General features: G+C 51.7%; 17 protein-coding genes, 3 tRNA genes and 1 pseudogene. 12 read left to right on the plus strand and 9 right to left on the minus strand.

Annotated features, from left to right (window positions below):
• The first annotated feature begins 16 nt into the window (after positions 1-16).
• Positions 17-448, plus strand: coding sequence for a hypothetical protein (locus AACY26_RS12290; RefSeq protein WP_339514386.1), 432 nt, complete (start codon positions 17-19; stop codon positions 446-448).
• A 2-nt stretch (positions 449-450) separates the two neighbouring features.
• Positions 451-855, plus strand: a complete 405-nt coding sequence (locus AACY26_RS12295) for an META domain-containing protein (RefSeq protein WP_339514387.1) — start codon at positions 451-453, stop codon at positions 853-855.
• A 31-nt stretch (positions 856-886) separates the two neighbouring features.
• On the opposite strand, the gene dinB is transcribed toward AACY26_RS12295, so the two are convergent.
• From dinB to AACY26_RS12315, 4 genes are all read right to left on the minus strand, one after another.
• Positions 887-1,951, minus strand: coding sequence for a DNA polymerase IV (gene dinB, locus AACY26_RS12300; RefSeq protein WP_339514389.1), 1,065 nt, complete (start codon positions 1,949-1,951; stop codon positions 887-889).
• Between the two features lie 57 nt (positions 1,952-2,008).
• Positions 2,009-2,572, minus strand: coding sequence for a DUF3087 domain-containing protein (locus AACY26_RS12305; protein WP_339514391.1), 564 nt, complete (start codon positions 2,570-2,572; stop codon positions 2,009-2,011).
• Positions 2,573-2,650: 78 nt separating this feature from the next.
• Positions 2,651-3,952 carry an SLC13 family permease gene (locus tag AACY26_RS12310; RefSeq protein WP_339514393.1) on the minus strand — a complete coding sequence of 434 codons (1,302 nt, stop codon included), beginning with the start codon at positions 3,950-3,952 and terminating at the stop codon, positions 2,651-2,653.
• 31 nt (positions 3,953-3,983) lie between these two features.
• Positions 3,984-4,808 carry an amidohydrolase family protein gene (locus AACY26_RS12315; protein ID WP_339514395.1) on the minus strand — a complete coding sequence of 275 codons (825 nt, stop codon included), beginning with the start codon at positions 4,806-4,808 and terminating at the stop codon, positions 3,984-3,986.
• A gap of 177 nt (positions 4,809-4,985) precedes the next feature.
• Here AACY26_RS12315 and AACY26_RS12320 point away from each other — a divergent pair, with 177 nt between their 5' ends.
• The 4 genes from AACY26_RS12320 to AACY26_RS12335 all read left to right on the plus strand — a co-directional run bounded on the left by AACY26_RS12320 (position 4,986) and on the right by AACY26_RS12335 (position 6,770).
• A complete protein-coding gene (locus tag AACY26_RS12320) occupies positions 4,986-5,723 on the plus strand; it encodes a GntR family transcriptional regulator (RefSeq protein WP_339514397.1) in 738 nt (245 codons plus the stop codon).
• A 471-nt stretch (positions 5,724-6,194) separates the two neighbouring features.
• Positions 6,195-6,271 (plus strand) — tRNA-Met (locus tag AACY26_RS12325).
• Positions 6,272-6,391: 120 nt separating this feature from the next.
• Positions 6,392-6,468: transfer RNA gene (locus AACY26_RS12330), tRNA-Met, on the plus strand.
• Between the two features lie 225 nt (positions 6,469-6,693).
• Positions 6,694-6,770, plus strand: a tRNA-Met gene (locus AACY26_RS12335).
• Between the two features lie 171 nt (positions 6,771-6,941).
• Here the strand turns inward: AACY26_RS12335 and moaA are convergent.
• Positions 6,942-7,934, minus strand: coding sequence for a GTP 3',8-cyclase MoaA (gene moaA / locus AACY26_RS12340; protein ID WP_339514399.1), 993 nt, complete (start codon positions 7,932-7,934; stop codon positions 6,942-6,944).
• A gap of 394 nt (positions 7,935-8,328) precedes the next feature.
• Here moaA and AACY26_RS12345 point away from each other — a divergent pair, with 394 nt between their 5' ends.
• Positions 8,329-8,883, plus strand: coding sequence for a cytochrome b (locus AACY26_RS12345; RefSeq protein WP_339514401.1), 555 nt, complete (start codon positions 8,329-8,331; stop codon positions 8,881-8,883).
• A gap of 66 nt (positions 8,884-8,949) precedes the next feature.
• Here the strand turns inward: AACY26_RS12345 and AACY26_RS12350 are convergent, their stop codons facing one another.
• Positions 8,950-9,432 carry a VOC family protein gene (locus AACY26_RS12350; RefSeq protein ID WP_339514403.1) on the minus strand — a complete coding sequence of 161 codons (483 nt, stop codon included), beginning with the start codon at positions 9,430-9,432 and terminating at the stop codon, positions 8,950-8,952.
• Positions 9,433-9,688: 256 nt separating this feature from the next.
• The gene (locus AACY26_RS12355) at positions 9,689-10,618 is read right to left on the minus strand and encodes a LysR family transcriptional regulator (RefSeq protein WP_339514405.1); all 930 of its coding nucleotides are present in this window, start codon (positions 10,616-10,618) and stop codon (positions 9,689-9,691) included.
• Positions 10,619-10,719: 101 nt separating this feature from the next.
• On the opposite strand from AACY26_RS12355, the gene wrbA reads away from it, so the two are divergent.
• From wrbA to AACY26_RS12380, 5 genes are all read left to right on the plus strand, one after another.
• Positions 10,720-11,346 carry an NAD(P)H:quinone oxidoreductase gene (wrbA, locus tag AACY26_RS12360; protein WP_339514407.1) on the plus strand — a complete coding sequence of 209 codons (627 nt, stop codon included), beginning with the start codon at positions 10,720-10,722 and terminating at the stop codon, positions 11,344-11,346.
• On the plus strand, positions 11,346-12,518 hold the full coding sequence (locus tag AACY26_RS12365) for an MFS transporter (protein WP_339514409.1): 1,173 nt from the start codon (positions 11,346-11,348) through the stop codon (positions 12,516-12,518). Before wrbA ends, AACY26_RS12365 begins: the two co-directional genes overlap by 1 nt.
• Positions 12,519-13,449: 931 nt before the next feature.
• On the plus strand, positions 13,450-14,490 hold the full coding sequence (locus tag AACY26_RS12370; protein WP_339514411.1) for a S1 family peptidase: 1,041 nt from the start codon (positions 13,450-13,452) through the stop codon (positions 14,488-14,490).
• 302 nt (positions 14,491-14,792) lie between these two features.
• On the plus strand, positions 14,793-15,764 hold the full coding sequence (locus AACY26_RS12375; protein WP_339514413.1) for a DNA-processing protein DprA: 972 nt from the start codon (positions 14,793-14,795) through the stop codon (positions 15,762-15,764).
• A gap of 12 nt (positions 15,765-15,776) precedes the next feature.
• Positions 15,777-17,006: a hypothetical protein gene (locus AACY26_RS12380; RefSeq protein ID WP_339514415.1), complete on the plus strand. Its 1,230-nt coding sequence runs from the start codon at positions 15,777-15,779 to the stop codon at positions 17,004-17,006.
• Between the two features lie 22 nt (positions 17,007-17,028).
• Here the strand turns inward: AACY26_RS12380 and AACY26_RS21380 are convergent.
• Together AACY26_RS21380 and AACY26_RS12385 are read right to left on the minus strand one after the other, a co-directional pair.
• Positions 17,029-17,103: pseudogene (locus AACY26_RS21380) on the minus strand (transcriptional regulator); the annotation flags it as partial.
• A 108-nt stretch (positions 17,104-17,211) separates the two neighbouring features.
• A complete protein-coding gene (locus AACY26_RS12385; RefSeq protein WP_339514417.1) occupies positions 17,212-18,540 on the minus strand; it encodes a hypothetical protein in 1,329 nt (442 codons plus the stop codon).
• Positions 18,541-18,781: the final 241 nt, after the last annotated feature.

Below are 18,781 nucleotides of genomic sequence, written 5' to 3' on the forward strand. Positions count from 1 at the left end.
CCAATTTGGAGGAACCATGGCCGAACACGACTTTCGCTACAGCTTACTCAACCCCGAACACACCTTGATTGAATGCCGAGCGATGGCGCCTGGGCGCTATCAGGTCACTGGCAACGGCGGCTCAATCAAGAGCGGCGACAGCCTGATCGTCACGCTCAAAGGCAGCCGCGACCTGAGCATGCGCCTGCAAGTCGAAAAGGTGCGCCATCTGATCAACCCGCCAGGCCAGTGGGTTGCAGTGGCCCTTGGCCCCGTTTTCAAAGAACTGGCGATTCATAATTGGCAGGTCACTTGTGACAGCTGTGCCAAGCAAATCGACGTCGAATTCGCCGTTGATAGCGCGCTGGGCAAAAAAGCTCAGGCACTTGCAGCTCAGCAGCGGGTCAATGAGTTAGGTTGGTCGAGTGAGAACGACCGCCACATTTGCCCGCAATGTCAGAAGGAATGACGATGAAAGCATTAATTGGCATCAGCCTAATCAGTGCCACCCTCTTGGGTTGTGCGAGCGACACGATGAAAGTTGAAACGGATCAAACCTACCAGGTTGAATGGATCGGCGAACGCCCGTTGATCGACAACAGCCACTTGACCATCACCCTTGGCAGTGACGGTCGCGCTTATGGCAATGCTGGCTGCAACCACTGGTTTGCTGCCTATAAGCTCGATGGCGACAACATCAGCTTCGAACAAGCCGGCAGTACCCGCAAAATGTGCGCCCCCGCCCTCATGGAGCAAGAGGCCCGTTTCCTGCAGAGCCTGCCAAGTATCACGCGCTGGGACTTCTCGCCTACCAATCAGCTGCGCCTATGGCCCAAGGAAGGTAAACCCCTGCGGTTGTGGCCGGTCACAGACTGACCGCACTCAAGTGGCTTGGGGGGTGCGAGCGCTAGCGTTCAAATAACTCAAGCTGCTCATGGCGCCCACGCAGATCATGCAAGCGCACCCCGACCCCTAATAAGCGTACAGCCTTGTTCCCGCGAGCAAATGCCGCACTCATCAGTAGCTTGTAGCTATCCAGGTCACGGCGCGCGCCTGCTTGCTCAAGGGTAGTTTGGGTAAAATCATGAAACTTGATTTTCACGAAGGGTTTATCCGGCCTGTAGCTGTTATCCAGCCGCGCCATGCGCCGCTCAAGTTCTTGCAGCAAATCCGGCAGTTGCTCCAGGCAAGCGGCTAAATCCGGCAAATCCTGATTGTAGGTATTCTCGACACTGACCGACTGGCGTCGGCTGTCAGTCTGCACGGCGCGCTCATCAATTCCACGCGCCAAGCCCCATAAGCGCTCACCAAAGCTGCCGAACTCACGTATCAGCCCAAGCTTGTCCCACTCACGCAACTCACTGCAGGTTTGAATGCCCAGGCGGGCCAGCTTTGCAGCAGTCACCTTGCCAACCCCGTGCAGCTTGGCGACCGCCAGATCAGCCACGAAATCATCGACTTGATCCGGGGTAATCACAAACAAACCGTTGGGTTTCTTCCAGTCGCTGGCGATCTTGGCCAAAAACTTGTTTGGCGCCACACCCGCGGAAACGGTGATATGCAGTTCTGAGGAGACCCGCCTGCGAATGTCCTGAGCGATACGCGTCGCACTACCGGAAAAGTGCTGGCTATCGGTTACATCAAGAAAAGCCTCATCCAGCGATAAAGGCTCAATCTGGTCGGTATAGTCGCGAAAAATAGCGTGTATTTCACGAGAAACGGCTTTGTAGGCATCCATGCGCGGCCTGACGATCAGCAAGTCCGGACACAGCTTTTGCGCGTGCCCGGAAGCCATGGCTGAACGCACACCATAGGCGCGCGCCTCGTAATTACAGGTCGCAATCACGCCGCGTCGATCAGCTGTGCCGCCAACTGCCAGCGGCCTGCCCGCCAAGCTGGGGTCATCACGCATCTCAATGGCTGCATAGAAGCAGTCACAGTCAACGTGGATGATTTTGCGATTCGTGGCCAATTAAGTCATGCACCCGCTGAGCACAGCTAGCAAAGGAATCCGCTATTTAGTCACGCATCAAGCACGGCGTTCAAGCTGCTTGATCCACTCAGGATCGAATGTAGTTTGCTCAAGCGAAATATTCAGCGCCTGCATCTTTTCTTGGTGCTGATTGATTTCGGCGAGCATTTGCACATGCTCGCCGGAATTGCCATCCAACTGGTGCATCTGGCTGACACCCAGGTGATAGAAACGCAGTATCTTCATGCTCAGCGGGTCTTCGACCTTAACCCCGGCAGTCACCTGATGCATGACATTGGTGACACGCATCAGGTTACGCTTGAGCTGCCAGCCATACACTGCAGCAGCCATCCACGGCTGCGACCAGAACACCCCGCGCACCAGCGCAATAGTCAACGCCAGCGCGACGATCACCCCTGCCAGATTCAAGCGGAAGTTATCACCGCCGGGCTGCCCAAACAGCTGCACCGCAAGCGTTGAGCAAACCAGCGTCAGCAGCACGAAACTCCCCGCGACCAGCAACGTACTGCGTCGGGTTTGCTGCCGATAGTGCTCGGGATCAAGCGGTTTGATTACGAACGCCACGCGCGGGCTCCTTACTGAAATTCGATTGGCCGTCATTATCACCCGCAAAGCCAATATCAGCACGCTTAGATGAGTGGCCAGCCAATCGAATAAGTAACAAAGCCCTGCAGCAGCTTAATAGACCAGCGTCAGGACAATGTTGAATAGCAATGCAGCGGCAAAACCCAGGGGCGCCGCACGTAGCAACAGTTTTGGGAAAAACTCGGAGCGGCTTTGTTCGGTCGGGCACGAGCCCAATAACAGGCTACCGCCAGAAGAAAACGGTGAGATTGAAGTGGCTTGCGCGCCGACCACGATGCACACAAAGATCACCAGCGGATCAATGCCCAGCGCTGCGGCGATCGGCGGCACAATCGGGAACAAGGCTGGGGTCACAACTCCCAAGGTGCTGGCGAACAACGACATCAACGCCGCAACGACGCCAAATGCCACCGGCACCATGACAGGCGGAATCGAAGTGCCAATCCATGACGCCAGCAAATCAATGGTGCCGACCTTGATTGCAATCGCGATCAGCATACCAACGCCACAGATCATCACCAGCGTTGCCCAAGGCACTGTCGCCATTGCCTTGCGCTCATCACCGAGCTTGAGCAACAGCGCAATAACCGCGAACACACTGGCAATCAGGCCAATGTCCATTTTCGAGTTAATGAAACCGACTGTTTGATTATCAGGCAGCACAATCTGTGCGATAGGCGCAATCAACACCAGCACCATCATCACGACAGTCAGTAACAAGGTGGTTTTCTGTTGCTTGTTCAACGCACTGGGCTGGCTGATGGTGTAGGTAGAGCTTTGCATCAGCTTCTTGTGCCCGGTAAAAAGCACAAAGCCGCTGATCACGATCAGTGGAATGACAAAGGTGCTTAGAAAAATTGCGAAACTGTTTATAAACGCCGTGTTCTCGGCAATACCGGCGTTTGTCATCAGGCTACGGAAGATTATCCCGCTTTGGCTCGAAACAAAGTTGGCACCGCCCAGAGCACCATAATTGACCGCCATAGCCCCGAGAATCAGGCTCATGCGCGTGCGCTCGCACAGCATCAGGGTCAGCGGAGCCATAAACGCCAGCACCGTGTAATAGCCTGCACCTAAACCGGCAATCAGCGCGGAAGTCAGAAACACCGCATAGGGCAGCAAATGCGGGAATTTGCGACAGCTGTAAAGCAGGTGCTCAGCCAGCTTTTCCAGAGTGCCGTTAACAATCGCAAAGCTGTAGAACAGGCACACAGAGAAAATGATGAAAAACATCTTCAACGGCCACATCTTGATCACATCTGACGGGCTCAGGCCCATCACAAAGCAACCAATCAAGTAGGAAAAGGCAATTGCAAACAAGCCAATATTGATCTTGGTTTTGTAACCCAAGGCTATGGAGATCACGATTGCCGCGATTACAATCAAACTCATCATTTTCAGACCCGCCAATTATTCTTGTAATGGGTTAAAGAGTGTTTACGAACTTAAAAAGCCGTGAAGGGTTTGTGCACATGACTTTTTGCCACTCAAGCGGATCGCCAAGCAGCGCCTGAATCCTCTGGAACTGCTCGCCGTAACTGGTCGAGTCCTCGAACTGGGTGTGCGGCCAGTCACTGCCCCAAAGCATGCGCTCCAGCCCTCCACTGGCGGCACGTAGCAACCCGAACATACCTGCAACCTGCTCCGCGGTTAAATTGCTGCGATAAGGCGCTGAAAGCTTGAGCCAAACCTGCTGGTTGGCGAGTAACTCGAGAAAGGCCTTGTGGTTTGCCTGCTGCGGGTTGATTCCACCACGGGGCAAGCCAAAGTGATCAATCACCACATTGACCCCAGTTTGCAGTATTGCTGGCAGGATCTGCGCCAAGTCTTCAATGCTGCGCTGTATCTCAACCGACCAGCCCCGTGCGGCGATCTGCTGGAAAAACGCCTGCCAGCCATCATCTGAATAGTCTTCTAACTGCTGACCAACCAGGTTCAAACGAACCCCAACCACGCCAAATGCCGCCAAGCGGTCCAACTCATCAGCACTGATGTTCGGCAAGACCACGGCAATACCGCGCAGGCGCTCAGGATGCTTATCTAGCGCGGCGAGCATGAAACTGTTGTCCGTACCGAGAAAGCTGGGCTGCACCAGCACGCCATGGGCCAGGCCGCAACTGTCGAGCAAGCCCAGATATTGCTCAACCAGCGCGTCGTAGTCCGGGTTATAACGCCGGCCGGAAGCCAGTGGCAGGTCGCGATTGAAGATATGCGCGTGGGTGTCGATGCCAGACAGTTGCGAAGAGGTCATAGGTCGTTACCTTGGCCGATTGTTCTTGGCGCGCCATAGCAGGCACATTTTTATTTATGTCACATATTCATATATATGACTACATGACCATATATTCAGCAAAGACAACTGTCAACACAGCTCAGATGCCGCTGGTCAGTGCTAAAGTAGGCGAGGAAAAATCGTCTGGATGTATGTATGAATGGGTTAACCCTTGGCTCAGATCAGCGCTTACCGCTCTACCAAAGGCTGCGCGACGAGATCCTGGCAAAGATTTCGTCAGGTGAATGGCGTCCGGGAGAGCCAATCCCGACCGAAGCAGAACTGACCAAAACCTATAGCGTGGCGATCGGAACGGTCAGAAAAGCCGTCGACACGCTGGTTGTTGATGGTTTGCTGCAACGCAGCCAAGGCCGGGGCACCTATGTGCGCCGGCCTGATTTCAATTCATCGTTCTTTCGCTTTTTCCGCCAGATCAACAGTTCTGGAGAGCATCAGGTTCCGCAAAGCCGGATTGTCTCACTCGGCCTCGAACCAGCCCCACAAGCAGTGATTAGCGCCCTAAAACTCAGTGCAGAAGATGCAGTAATCCGTATGCAGCGTGTCAGGATGAGCGGTGAGCGCCCGATTTTCACTGAGGTGATCTGGCTGCCGGCCTCGCGCTTCGCCCAACTGCTTGAGGTAGAGCCGCAAGATTTTGGCAACCTGCTCTACCCCTTTTATGAGGAGCGATGTGGGCAGTTGGTGGCATCAGCCAAGGAAACCCTGACCGTCGAGTTGGCCGATGCGCAAACCAGCGTGGCCCTCGGCATAGACACCGGCAAACCGGTCGTGGTCATTGAGCGAACAGCTCTGAGCTACGACAACACACCGCTTGAATACCGCATATCCAGGGGCGCGGCTGACACCTTTCGTTATCAGATCGAGATTTCATAAGCCAGATGCAGCGGCTATTGGCTCGCTGCTTTGGCCGGCTCAGTCGGAGCGGGTTCTTTGTCTTCTGGCTTATCCATATAGGCTTGGATCACTAAAATCACAATCAGCATAAAAGCGGCGATGGGCAATAACTTGGGTTTTGCTGCCAACTCTGCGCCGCATGCCGAACATTTTTTATCTGTTGCCGCAACGGTTGCACCGCAGCTTTTACATGTATGAGCCATGACTACCTCGCTGAAAATGTGACGGACTCTAGCGCAACACCCAGTTGAAGAGCCAGGTCATTGCAATAAGTCGATAACTATCTATTTTCATGACAGTCCGATGAACTGCCACAAAATCGCGCAAAGCTGCTGCATACAAGGGCTGAGGCCCGAGCCAAGTCAGCAAAATCGCTAAGCATTTGAACAAACAACAGTTTTTTCTGAAGTTGGTGGTTGACCGCAGCGTTTCAGACGATAGAATAGCCGCCGCGGGATGGAGCAGTCTGGTAGCTCGTCGGGCTCATAACCCGAAGGTCGTCGGTTCAAATCCGGCTCCCGCAACCAAACATTTAAAGGTCACTCAATTGAGTGGCCTTTTTTGTTTCTGCCCCCTTTACGATTTAACTAATTGATTAAAAAGCAGAAATAGATTGACAGAATCTTTCATCTCTATAGAATGGCCGGCGCGGGATGGAGCAGTCTGGTAGCTCGTCGGGCTCATAACCCGAAGGTCGTCGGTTCAAATCCGGCTCCCGCAACCAGATTCATGCATAAGGCCTCGACAGTGAAAACTGTCGGGGCCTTTTGCTGTGTGCCTTATTTATTGCCAAACGCTGTCGCGCCCTCCTCTAGCTCTCTTCTGTATTTGCTTAGCCGTGCTCCGCATTTGCCTGCCGAACCGCTGATTTACTCTAAGCAACTGAACGGAAAACAATTTTATTTCAGATTAGGTTTGACACTGAGCCTCAGATAGATAGAATGGCGGCCGCGGGATGGAGCAGTCTGGTAGCTCGTCGGGCTCATAACCCGAAGGTCGTCGGTTCAAATCCGGCTCCCGCAACCAAACATATAAAGGTCACTCAATTGAGTGGCCTTTTTTGTGCCTGTTTGTTGGCCAACCCCTTTATCACCGACTCAAAGCGCCAGAATTTTTCTAGATTGCTGAGCGTCTTTGCTGGGCCTGCAAAAACCACAAAGGCCGCATTTGCGGCCTTTGTGCTAAGCAAATCTGGCTTTAGCCGCCAGTAGCATTCATAAAGCGCACCACTTGAATCTGATCATCGTGGCTGAACTCATGGCGCTCAGGTTTGCGCTGCAGGCCTGCGCCAACAGCATCCAATAAGGGTTGATCGGTCTCAGGGTAGCGGCGCAACAATGCGCGCATATCCACCGAGTTTTCATGACCCAGACAAAGCAATAAGCGCCCTTCCACAGTCAGCCGCACGCGGTTACAGGTGGCGCAAAAGTTATGCGAATGCGGTGAGATAAAGCCAACGCGGCTGTTCGCATGGCCTTCCAGACGAATATACCGGGCCGGACCACCGCTTTGTTCGGCACTGTCGATAATTGAATAGCGCTGGGCAATCAGCGCGCGCACCTGATCGCTGGAGAAAAAACTCTCGCCACGGGAGCGGCCCACGTCACCCAGTGGCATTTCTTCGATAAAGGTAATATCCAGCCCGCGCGCCATGGCGTATTCGACCAGATCCAGCACCTCATCGGCATTGCGCCCGGCCATTGCCACGGTATTGAGCTTGATGCTCTCAAAGCCAGCATCACGCGCTGCCTCGATGCCATCGAGCACCTGGTTTAATTCACCGGTGCGGGTAATGGCGCGGAACTTGTCTGCCTGCAAACTATCAAGGCTGATATTCAGGCGCTTGACCCCCGCCTCAGCAAGCGGCTTGGCCAACTTGACCAATTGCGAGCCGTTTGTGGTCATCACCAGTTCACGCAGACCAGGCAGCGCAGCGATTTGCTCGCACAAGCCGACAATACCCTTGCGCACCAACGGCTCGCCGCCAGTGAGACGGATTTTCTTCACGCCCTGGCCGACAAACAACGCCGCCAGCCGGTAAAGCTCTTCGAGTGAGAGAATTTGCTGGCGCGGCAGGAAAGTCATTTCTTCGGCCATGCAGTACACGCAGCGAAAGTCGCAGCGATCGGTCACCGACATACGCAGGTAATCGATTCTACGACCGAATCCGTCCTGCAAGTTACTGTGCATGCCTGACTCCTTTACTCAGCAAATACCTTGATTCATCCACAGGATGCACAAGCGGCTTTTGTCAGCCATCCGGCGCAGCGGATTATCCCAGATTACCTGATAACTATAGTGTCTATCGATCAGTTATACCGACAAACTCGAAAGCAGTCAGCGCCCCTGCTAAAAATCTGCATCCCGGCCCGAGACAGCTCCCAAGCTATACTAGCCCTCAGCAAAGCCTATGCTAGAGAGCTCGCGCCTGCTTTATTGGGCAGTTTTATCGAATCGTTAAATGACCTAAGTCAAGGCTTGGGCTGAAATACCTGCGCATCGCCAGCAACTCTATCTTTGTTCAGTAATGCTTAAGTTTAAACTCTTACTATTCGTACCCCGATTAACCTGATGAGCCTGAACAATGACTTGGAAAAACACCGAACACCGCTACGGAAGCCTGTCCATCAGCCTGCACTGGTTGATGGTCATTCTGCTGATTGGGGTATATAGCTGCATCGAGCTGAAAGGCAATTTCCCTAAAGGCAGCGACACCCGTGAACTGCTTAAGCAATGGCACTTTATGCTGGGTTTGTCGGTGTTTGCCCTGGTATGGCTGCGCCTGTTGGCACGCCTGATCGCGCCGACGCCGAAAATCGTACCGGCGATTCCGCAATGGCAGGCGATTCCCGCCCACCTTATGCACTTAGCACTTTACGCCCTGATGATTGGTACGCCCTTTGCCGGCTGGCTGCTTCTCAGTGCCGCGGGTAAACCAATCCCCTTCTTCGGCATGGAACTGCCTGCCTTGCTGGCTAAAAACCCGGACCTGGCCAAGCAGATCAAATACTGGCATGAACTGGCTGGCACCACTGGCTACTGGTTGATCGGCCTGCATGCTGCAGCCGGTATTGCTCACCATTACATCGTGCGCGACAACACCTTGACCCGCATGCTGCCACAGCGCAACTCGAACTGATTCCTGCTCAATAGTGCCCGGCTGGACTTGCTCTGGGCCGGGCTATTTGCGAAGGACGACACCCAGCTAATCGCCCCTTAGGGCTGCGTCGATCTTGGCAATATCGATCTTGGTCATATGCATCATGGCTTCAAATGCACGCTTGGCCGCAGCTGGATCAGGATGGGCTATCGCGGCGGACAAGGCACGCGGGGTGATTTGCCATGAAAGCCCCCACTTATCCTGGCACCAGCCACAAACGTTTTCCTGACCGCCATTCTCAACAATTGCATGCCACAGGCGGTCCGTTTCCTCTTGATCGTCGGTGGCGACCTGAAACGAAAACGCTTCACTATGCTTCACGCCCCCGCCACCATTAAGTCCGAGACAGGCAACGCCCATCACCGTGAACTCCACAGTCAAAACATCACCTTCTTTACCTGCCGGGTAATCCATCGGGGCACGATAAACGGTGCCGACTGCACTGTCCGGAAACGTCTCAGCGTAGAAGTTCGCGGCATCCAAAGCATCGCCGTTATACCAAATGCAAACGGTATTTTTGCTAATCATCCTGGCTCTCCAGCTGATACCTGAGACAGATATTCTAGCCAATGCCAGCAAGCCACCTGCGCTAATTGCAGGCAATGCGATAACTGGCGCGATCAGCTTCAGCCGCTAGTTTTGACGACACTCGGCAACAGAAGCAGTCAACCACTTGCTCAGCATCAGGCTTTGATCCCGTCACTCGTAGTGATGCGAACGTCTAATCCGAATGAGGCCTTTGGCTTGAGCGAAAAACTGATGTGAGTGCCCCTTGATATAGGGCCTAGGCCACTGGTGCGGGGGAGCTACCGGCGTTGAGTTCTGCCAGGACTTCGACAAATTTGCGAGCGGCCGGCCCCATGGGCTCGTCAAGCCTGTGAGCGACGTAGGCCTGCGACACAGCTTCCCCATTACGGCCCAACGAATGAGTGCCTAGTCGTACAAGTCGGCCTTCGGTCAAATCGCGCCTCACCAACCAAAGCGGCAACCGCCCCCAACCGACGCCTGCCAGAATCAGAGCATGCTTGGCATCCTGGGTATTCACTCGACAGCTTTGTGGTGAAAGCACACCGAAATCACGTCCCTGGGAAACTTGAGAAGAGTCGTAAAGAACAATCTGCAGATAATCGGCAAGTTGCGAAATACCAATACTACAACTGGTCGCCTGGTTGGCCAGCGGATGCCCGGCGGCAACCACCGCGACCTGGGCAACGGCTGACAAGGCCTCGAAACTGATGCGCGGGTCGCGGAAGTCTTCGCCAACCATGATAGCGAGGGTGCAGCGCTTTTCTTTGAGCGCCAGCAGCGGCCCACCAAGGGGCTCCACCACAAGCCGAAGCGTGACCGACGGATAGATTTCACGCATCCGAACTATTGCTGTACCCATCTGCTGTATGGGAAATAGCGTGTCGACGGCAATCGGCAGTTCCAGCTCTACACCCTCACCCAGCCCGCGTGCCTTGGCCCGCAGCGCATCCACACGCAACAGAATATCTCGTGCATTGCCGAGCAGCACTTTGCCTTCTGGCGTTAACACAGGCCGATGTCCGGAGCGGTCGAACAGCCTGACGCCGAGCTGAGCCTCCAGATTAGCGATTGCCGCACTGACTCCCGACTGTACGCGGTAAAGCTTGCTTGCGGCCGCGCGGAAGCTGCCGCTGTCGACGACGGTGACGAACGTGCGCATTTGGTCCAGGGTAAGCGCGTCTAACATGATCACTCCAGATGATCGATCTGATCTAATTTATATCACTTATACAGAGCAATTAAAGGGCGCACGCTAAACCCTCACAACAAACACCTCGTGAGGCAAAAATGATCAAGTTACTGGTGCTCTATTACTCATCCTATGGCCACATTGAAACCATGGCGACTGCGGTTGCAGAAGGCGCGCGACTCGCGGGGGCGACGGTAGAGGTCAAGCGCGTACCCGAACTGGTGCCAGAAGCTGCAGCAAGAAAGTCGGGGTACAAGGCCGAACAAAAGGCTCCGATCGCCACGCCCACCGAGCTTGCTGACTACGACGCCATCATCATCGGCACCCCAACCCGCTACGGGAACATGGCCTCGCAGATGAAGAACTTTCTCGATCAGACCGGCAGGCTCTGGGCCGAAGACAAACTCGTCGGCAAAGTGGGCAGCGTCTTCACCTCGACCGGCAGCCAGCATGGTGGTCAGGAAACCACCCTGCAATCAACCCACACCGTGTTGTTTCACCTCGGCATGCTGGTGGTCGGCTTGCCTTACAGCTTCAAAGGCCAGCTGAGGATGGACGAGATTACCGGTGGCACGCCCTATGGCGCCTCGACACTGGCGGACGACGGCAATGGTGGCGACCGCCAACCGAGCGCCAATGAGCTGGCTGGCGCGCACTTTCAAGGCCGGCATGTCGCACAGATAGCCCTCGCCCTCGCGACCGGACGCAAGCAAGAGGCGGCGTGATGACAAACAAACCCTCGACGACCCGGTGGGCAAGCGTATTTCTGCTGGTCAGTGCGGGTATCGTGGCGGCACTGCAGTTGGGTAAGGCGGTCATCGCCGCGCCCATGCTGCAAGCGGATCTGGCCATTAGTCTTGTCGACATTGGCTGGCTGACTGGCGTTTTCGCAGTACTGGGACTGATTGGCGGTATACCGGCCGGGGCTTTTATCGCCAGTGTTGGCAGTCGGCGTATTTTGCTTATCGGCTTGTTTATAACAGTCCTTGGTTCAGCATGCGGTGCCCTGGGCACCGGTTTGCCTGTGCTTCTGCTGGCACGAATCGTCGAGGGCGCAGGTTTCCTGCTGATTACAGTTGCAGCGCCGTCAATCCTGGCGCAGGTAAGCGAACGCAGTGATCAGGATTTCGCCTTCGCTTTATGGAGCTGCTTTATGCCGGTGGGCATGGCCGTCGCCATGCTCGCTGGCCCGCTGTTCGAGACCTGGCGCACAATTTGGTGGTCGAGCTGCGGGCTGACCTTGGCCGTTTTCATTCTGGTGCAATTGATCATACCGGACACAGGTGAACGGCAGACCTGGTCATGGCGGCGCCTGAAAATGCAGGCAATGCATATCTGCACAACTCGAGAACCAGTGCTGCTCGCCGCCATGTTCGCACTCTACAGCCTGATGTTCTTCGCGCTCTTCAGCTTTTTACCCGTGCTGCTGATGCAGCGCATGGAAGTGACACACAGCAGCGCCGGCTTGTTGAGCGCACTCGCGACGGCGGCGAATATCCTCGGTAATCTTGCCGCAGGCGCTCTCCTGTCGCGAGGAACTAAACGCGCCACTCTGCTCATCAGCGCGAGCCTTACCATGGGTGCAGCCAGCCTCGGCATCTTCCAGCCGCTGTTTTCCGACGCTGTCACATTCATGCTCTGTGTGGTCTTCTCGGCTGTAGGCGGGCTTATTCCTGCCACGCTGCTATCCGCCGCGCCAACTGCCGCACCGGCGGCAGGCCTGGTACCGATCGTTCTGGGGCTGATTATCCAAGGCAACAATCTTGGCCAGATCATTGCCCCCATCGCCATCGGCAGCGCGATACAGGCATATGGCTGGGGCTCGGCCGCATACAGTGTTGCCTTCGCGGCACTTATTGCCGCCACTGTCGCCATGACGCTTGGCCGTAACGCTTAGACGCACTTAGCTGAGATGTTCGCCAGCAAGACCGTCTTCATCATTAGAGACCACGGCCACAGTGATTGTTTGCTCGTCGGAAGCGGCGAATAACGGATGGTCAGTTTCTTCATAATCGTCGCCGCCCTCTAATTGCAGCAGCTAGTTTTGGCAACAGCAACCGCCCGTCACCGGCTCAGCACCGATAATTGCCAGCGAATACACTGGAAAACTGTACAAAGCGCCGCTAGAATTGCGCACTTTTTGATCAACGGACATGCTTCGTGTCCGCCGCTCGTAGCCAGAGGTTTGCCGCATGTCCACCACCGCTCCTAAAGTCGGATTCGTTTCACTGGGTTGCCCAAAAGCCACTTAAAATATACTTTAAAATCGGGCGTTTTGCTTTGAAAGATTCAGAGCCTGGGCGAGACTCAGATGATGGATTGGAAGGACTAAAACTCAGAACTGCTAAAACAAAGGACTTCGACCAGAATTGATTTCGTGCGTACCATTCTTGTACCACGGAGATCCTTTTACATGGCCACGTCATCAGGGCCGAGCAACTTTCGCGTCAGGTAGTTAACGGCCAAAAGTAGCCATTCAAGGCATCTAAGAAAGCTAGGAAAATCCCCTCCCACCCAGTGCATGGAAATCCGTGACAGTTATTCCGGCACGGAAGCCGTACCCTTGCCTAGCACCCAGCCTGCAAGCTAATGGCAATCCGGACAGCATGATGGCAAAAGGACTGGTCAGGTTGTTGCATGATTTCTACTGCCTGTGTAGGAAATACAACTTAGAGGTGTCAGGGCTGCCTACAAGAGAATGTTATCAATCAATTGTTGCCTATCGAGCTGGCGCTTGGACAACCAAAATATAAATGGTCGCGGTTTGGCCCAACAATTCGCTGTACGCGCTACGGCCCTGAGCTCACGCGCTAGGCATTGGAGAGAGTATGCGAGAGGTTTATCTGAAAGCGAGTGGCGCTATCGCGCATGTCATCGTTGAAACAAAGGATGGCGACGAGTCGATTGGAACCGCATTTCATATTGGTGACGGCTATTTTGTTACAGCCAAGCACGTACTAGAGGGCAATCGACTCCAAGAGATCAGCATCACCCAACCACTAAGTACCAACACCGACTATCACAACAACCACTTGTTCGATGAGATCCGCCCCCGCTCACTCAAGGTTGTTGGAGATCCAATACTTGCTGATGGCGACGTGGATGTTGCGATTATTCGTGTCGATGAAGCGGCGAATATTCCAGCAATAAAACTCAGCTCAACCGATGACATTTATCTATCAGAAGACATCACCCTGCTATCACCCGTAGTTTGTGTCGGTTATCCGCCAATACCTCTGACCACACACCCTTTTCAGGTTGCAGTCGAGGGAAAGATTAATGCCTTAGTTCACGTTCGAGGAAGCAAGTACCTGACCTACGTTATATCGGCCACCTCTAGGGGGGGATTCAGTGGCGGGCCACTGATCGACGAATCGGGACTTGTCATTGGCGTTGTGACAGCGTCGCTCGTTAAAAACAACCAGCCCGCCGAAATTGGATTTTTCACCTGTCTGAGCATTTCGGCTGCTGCCAGCTTAGCTCTTCAGTCGGGTTGGTCACCCGATGACTCTATTTTCTATAAGGATATAGACTCCTTAGCGTGGGTAAAGTTGGCACTACCCAATACAGTCAAGTTAAATCCACATACGCATGATGTAAGCATCTATGTCTACGATGATGACAGGGATGTATACGTCAGCTTCTTATCTCATGACCCGAAGGCCGTTGGCATAGCTGAATCCGCGTTCATATCGATCTGTCCATTACATTGTCACCAGCTCGTAGGAAATGAGCTAATTTGGATTCCAAAGAATAACCCTTGTTCTAGTGAGCTCGAAAGGGCTGCAATTGCTGCGCGCGACGCCCTGACAGCTGTCGGATTTCGCGTCGTATCAGAAAGGTTCTCCAGAGGTTGGAGCAATGCCTAACAATTCATTCAAGCCCAACTCTCTTAACGGGTCGGCTGATTAGGCGCTACTGACCGCTTCAGGTCGATACTGTAGGCTGATCACGGCCAAAAGCAGCTAGTAAGATGCGTATAGAGAATCAGAGCGTTTCGGTGAGATTAAGTTTGGATCGGCTGGGCGTTGTCAGGAAGGAGCCTCGGGCGCAGAAAGGGGGCGGACAGAGAGCTGCTCATAGCCAGCATAAGGGCCAATGTGAGCCCCCGCATGATAATGTATGTCTAGTAATTTAGGGTGAACATAAGAGAAGGCGCAGAGCAGTGTCTATGGAGCAGCGAGAATTTTGGAAGAACGAGAAAATTGCTTTTCTTGCAATGACAACACTAAGAGGAGTCGGCTTCTGGACGCTACATAAGATTGCACAGTCTGGATTTGGATTTAAAGAAATTCTGAAATCTCCAGACACCAAGTATTATGAGAAAATCATAAGCCATGATGAGCGCAATAATGCTCTTCCTGATGTACAAGAAGAGATTTGGGGGAAAGGGCTTTTACTTGCTCGGGAATTACAAAAAGAAAATATAAAGCTTATCTTTAAGGAGGAGGAAGGATTTCCAGACAAGCTAAAACGCATTCCGGATGCGCCGGAGTGGATATTTATTCAAGGGGCGGTGGAAAACCTCAACGCCAAGTCTATTGCCATTGTCGGAACTCGAAAGCCGACTGAAGACGGTATGTTTCTAACGAGACTGGTTCTCTCGTGTCTATCAGGAGCTAACTACATTACAGTTAGCGGGCTAGCCTTAGGGATAGACCAACTTGCACATATTGATTCACTTCGATACCACTTACCTACGATCGCCGTGCTTGGCACTGGTATTAAAGAGAACTATCCTCGCGGCTCTGAGACTTTGCGTGCTCAGATACTAGATAGCGGCGGAAGTATTGTGACGGAGTATTTGCCGCATCAATCTTACAGTTCAGAAAATTTTGTGCGAAGAAATAGAATACAAGCCGCTCTATGCGACACATTGATTCCTGTTGAATGGAATATAAAAAGCGGCACAGCACATACAGTTGGGTTTTCATCAAAGTATGAAAAAAAGATTGCTAACGTTTATCTTCCTGGCACATACAACTCAAGGCCAGAATTGACTTTTTCTGAAGAGCAGTACGGGGCTATTTCATATGAATTGCCGCGCTCAATTGCAGAATTTCTTGAGTTTATTAAAGAGGATAAACTTCCACCGAAAAGCATACGCGATGACTTAGGCTCTCAGTTTAATCTAGATATTTGATAAGGATATTTTATGGCTTCTAAGTTGAAGGGCGTGATACTAAGTATCGAGGATGTTTTATTGCAGCAAGGCAAAACAGATTTGGCGGTGTTTGCCGAAGTTAAAAAGCTTATAACTTACTTTAAAGCGACGGGCACTCAATTTGTTGTCTTCACTAATCGCGCGTGGACAGTGAGTGACGGGAAAAAGCCTTTGGAGGATGCACTGAAAGAAATGTGGGGAGATTTCCCATATTTCTGTCGCGCAAAAGATCCAAAAATGCCGCCTAAACCTAGGGCGGATGCGACTGCATATGTACTGAAGACCATGGGCTGGGAGAGCACTGAGGTTGTTTATGTTGGTGCCTCGGAGAGTGATATGCAGACAGCAGTCAATGGTGGCCTTCTGTTTCTGAGAGCTACGTGGTACGCAAATAAAACCGACTATGGTTTTGAGTTTGCCACACCAAAAGATATTGCTAGGTTCATAGATACATTTTGTTTTCGTGATCATCTTTGGTGCCATGAAATTCATGAGGGCAGCTTCGAATACTACGCTCTGGCTCCTTTCAGTACAATGAAGCCTGAGTATACCTTGTACTCGGAGGACGCCCGTGCAGCAGCAAAGCATGCTCTAGGGCATCCAGATTTTTGGATCGGGGCCATAGTTTCAAGTTTGTACTTTACAGGTATTCACAAGCGAATTAATTATATTACTGTATACCCAGGGCATAAAGCGGGCTCCGGGAACGTTGTGATGAATGATGCCATGGCGATTTTTGGCAAGTGCTTTCGTAAGAACTATCTGCCCGACTTGATAATCAGGCACACAGCTTCTCAAAAGTCTCAAACAGCAAGAAACAGCGGCAAGGCGCTCGATCATCTAAATCAACTGAACACCATAGTGCTGAACAAGATACCAATGCGGTCATCTACTGAAATGTACAAAAAACCACCCCTTGGGAAGGGGAAAACTGTTCTTGTCATTGATGATATTTGTACTAAAGGGTATTCCCTAGAATCCGCCAGAACGTTTATAGAGATGACAGGTTCTACTGTGATAATGGTATCTTGGCTTAAAACTATCAATACAGATATAGAGGAGTTGGCGCCGTATGGAAAATTTGATCCATATAAGCCAGCCCACTTCAAAGATGCGCGCATTCAAAAAGTGCATACATATCGCAAAAATATCGTTGACTCCTTGGCTCCTGAAGAACTGACAGAGATATTTAAAAGCTATACAAACTGGGAGTGGAAATAACACCTCATAAGTAGGACTTTTGTCAATGCACCCAGAAACTCATAGCTTCAGCCCCAAATTCATCTTTCCAGAATTTCAGTACTTTGTGATTTTTACCCGCCGCCTCAACACTCTATTTTGTTTGAGGATTAATGAACCACCCCTCAATCCCTAGAAGCACCATGGCCATTTTTTTAGCCGATTCAAATATGGAATTCTGAACAATTCATGGAGTTAGTTTTGGTGAATTATTCAGTATGGCTTGGATTGTTTCAACTGGACGTTGACTGTGGAATAGGATCCTCAAAAATATACCGTCCATGAGCGGCATTTCTTGCTGTTCATTGCCAATGAATATAGCCTTTCCATTATGCCTGTAGGGAGGAAATCCCTGCTGATCCATTTTGCTAGCTTCTTTATTAGTTGCTTCTCGGACCTTGAGCCCTACGCTTATAAGTTTTTTAAGCAAGGCGTTTATGTTGAGGCCAATGCAAACATTTTTCCTGCCAAAAAGGATATCAAACTTATGCTCATCTGAAATATTAAAATTGAAAATCGGCATAGCTAAAGGATGGGTCATGGAGTCTATTAGTCGAATTCGCGGACAGCTAGCTGTACCCCCAAACTGGTCAAACCAAATATTGAACATTCCGTGACCATGATTAAGCATGGCATCCTCTGAGTATGAGGCTATAAAAAGACAGTCGTCGATAACATTTAAATCCCAACCCTTGGAGTCAGAGCCTTCTAATATTGAATTCAGTTCACTATCCCAGTCTTGAATATATATAAACTCCTCAGGAATACTTATTTTATGATTTGTATCTGGGTCGAGAGAGCGTCCTTTCAACATGACCTCTTTCACATACCCCATTCTGTCCGCTTGACGAAACATCCGTTGTAGCTGTTTGATCCCGGACTCTCCATGTTCCTGAGCGAAATATTGGAACGCCCGAGGGCAGTCGCTTTGCGTCATGAAGTTCATGAACTCTAAGATTTCATGATTTTTTCGTCCTTCTTTCACTTCGCTAATGGTAAGTCCGCCAAGTGACCCCATGGTTAGCAAATCTCCAACTTGGACAAAAGAAGTTAAATCGGAAATCAACGCAAAGCTACCAGGATCTATACTGGCCATTTGATTTGCAGCCAATACAACCGAATCGAAATTTGATTGCTTCAGGTTTACTGGCTTGTGCCCTTTGTAAAAACAACGAGCATAGCAAAGTTGGTTTCCTATCAATTGCCACGCCATACTGTCGGCCACCCCTTGAATCAAAACTGTTTGTGAGTTAGTTAGATTCTGATTGGACTGGATTATTTCGACAATTGATTGCTGAGCCTCATTCATTCCTGCGTGCGACGAAGCAAGAAATCTTTTTCTTAAATCAAGATCTTCTTTGATATTTCCGACTTTAAGCTCATCCCATATAGGTTTTGAGCCCTTAGCGGATAGTTCAAAGAGTCTTTTCGCCAAATCCTCTAGATCTCGATTAATATATTGAGGGCTTAATATTTTGAAGGGGTCGTATTTCGGTTTTGATTTTTTTTTAGACATACAGGAAAATACTCTGGATAGGAAATGTCTGGCTCTTACCCAATCTGCTTGTAGTCTTCCGTTAGGGCGCGCTTTGGGTATATATCATTTTTTTACCGGCTATTGCCAGTCGCAACAGGTAGCAAGGTAGCCTAGATGTTCTCTGGAGGGAAACGCTTCGAGGTTTCCCACTAGGTGCGGACTTGGGACGATGTAGATACCGTCTTGAACAGCCTTCAGTAGAATCTGGTTTCGCGCGTTC

Source organism: Pseudomonas sp. RL_15y_Pfl2_60 (genome assembly GCF_963970595.1).
In the GTDB taxonomy this organism is placed as follows: domain Bacteria; phylum Pseudomonadota; class Gammaproteobacteria; order Pseudomonadales; family Pseudomonadaceae; genus Aquipseudomonas.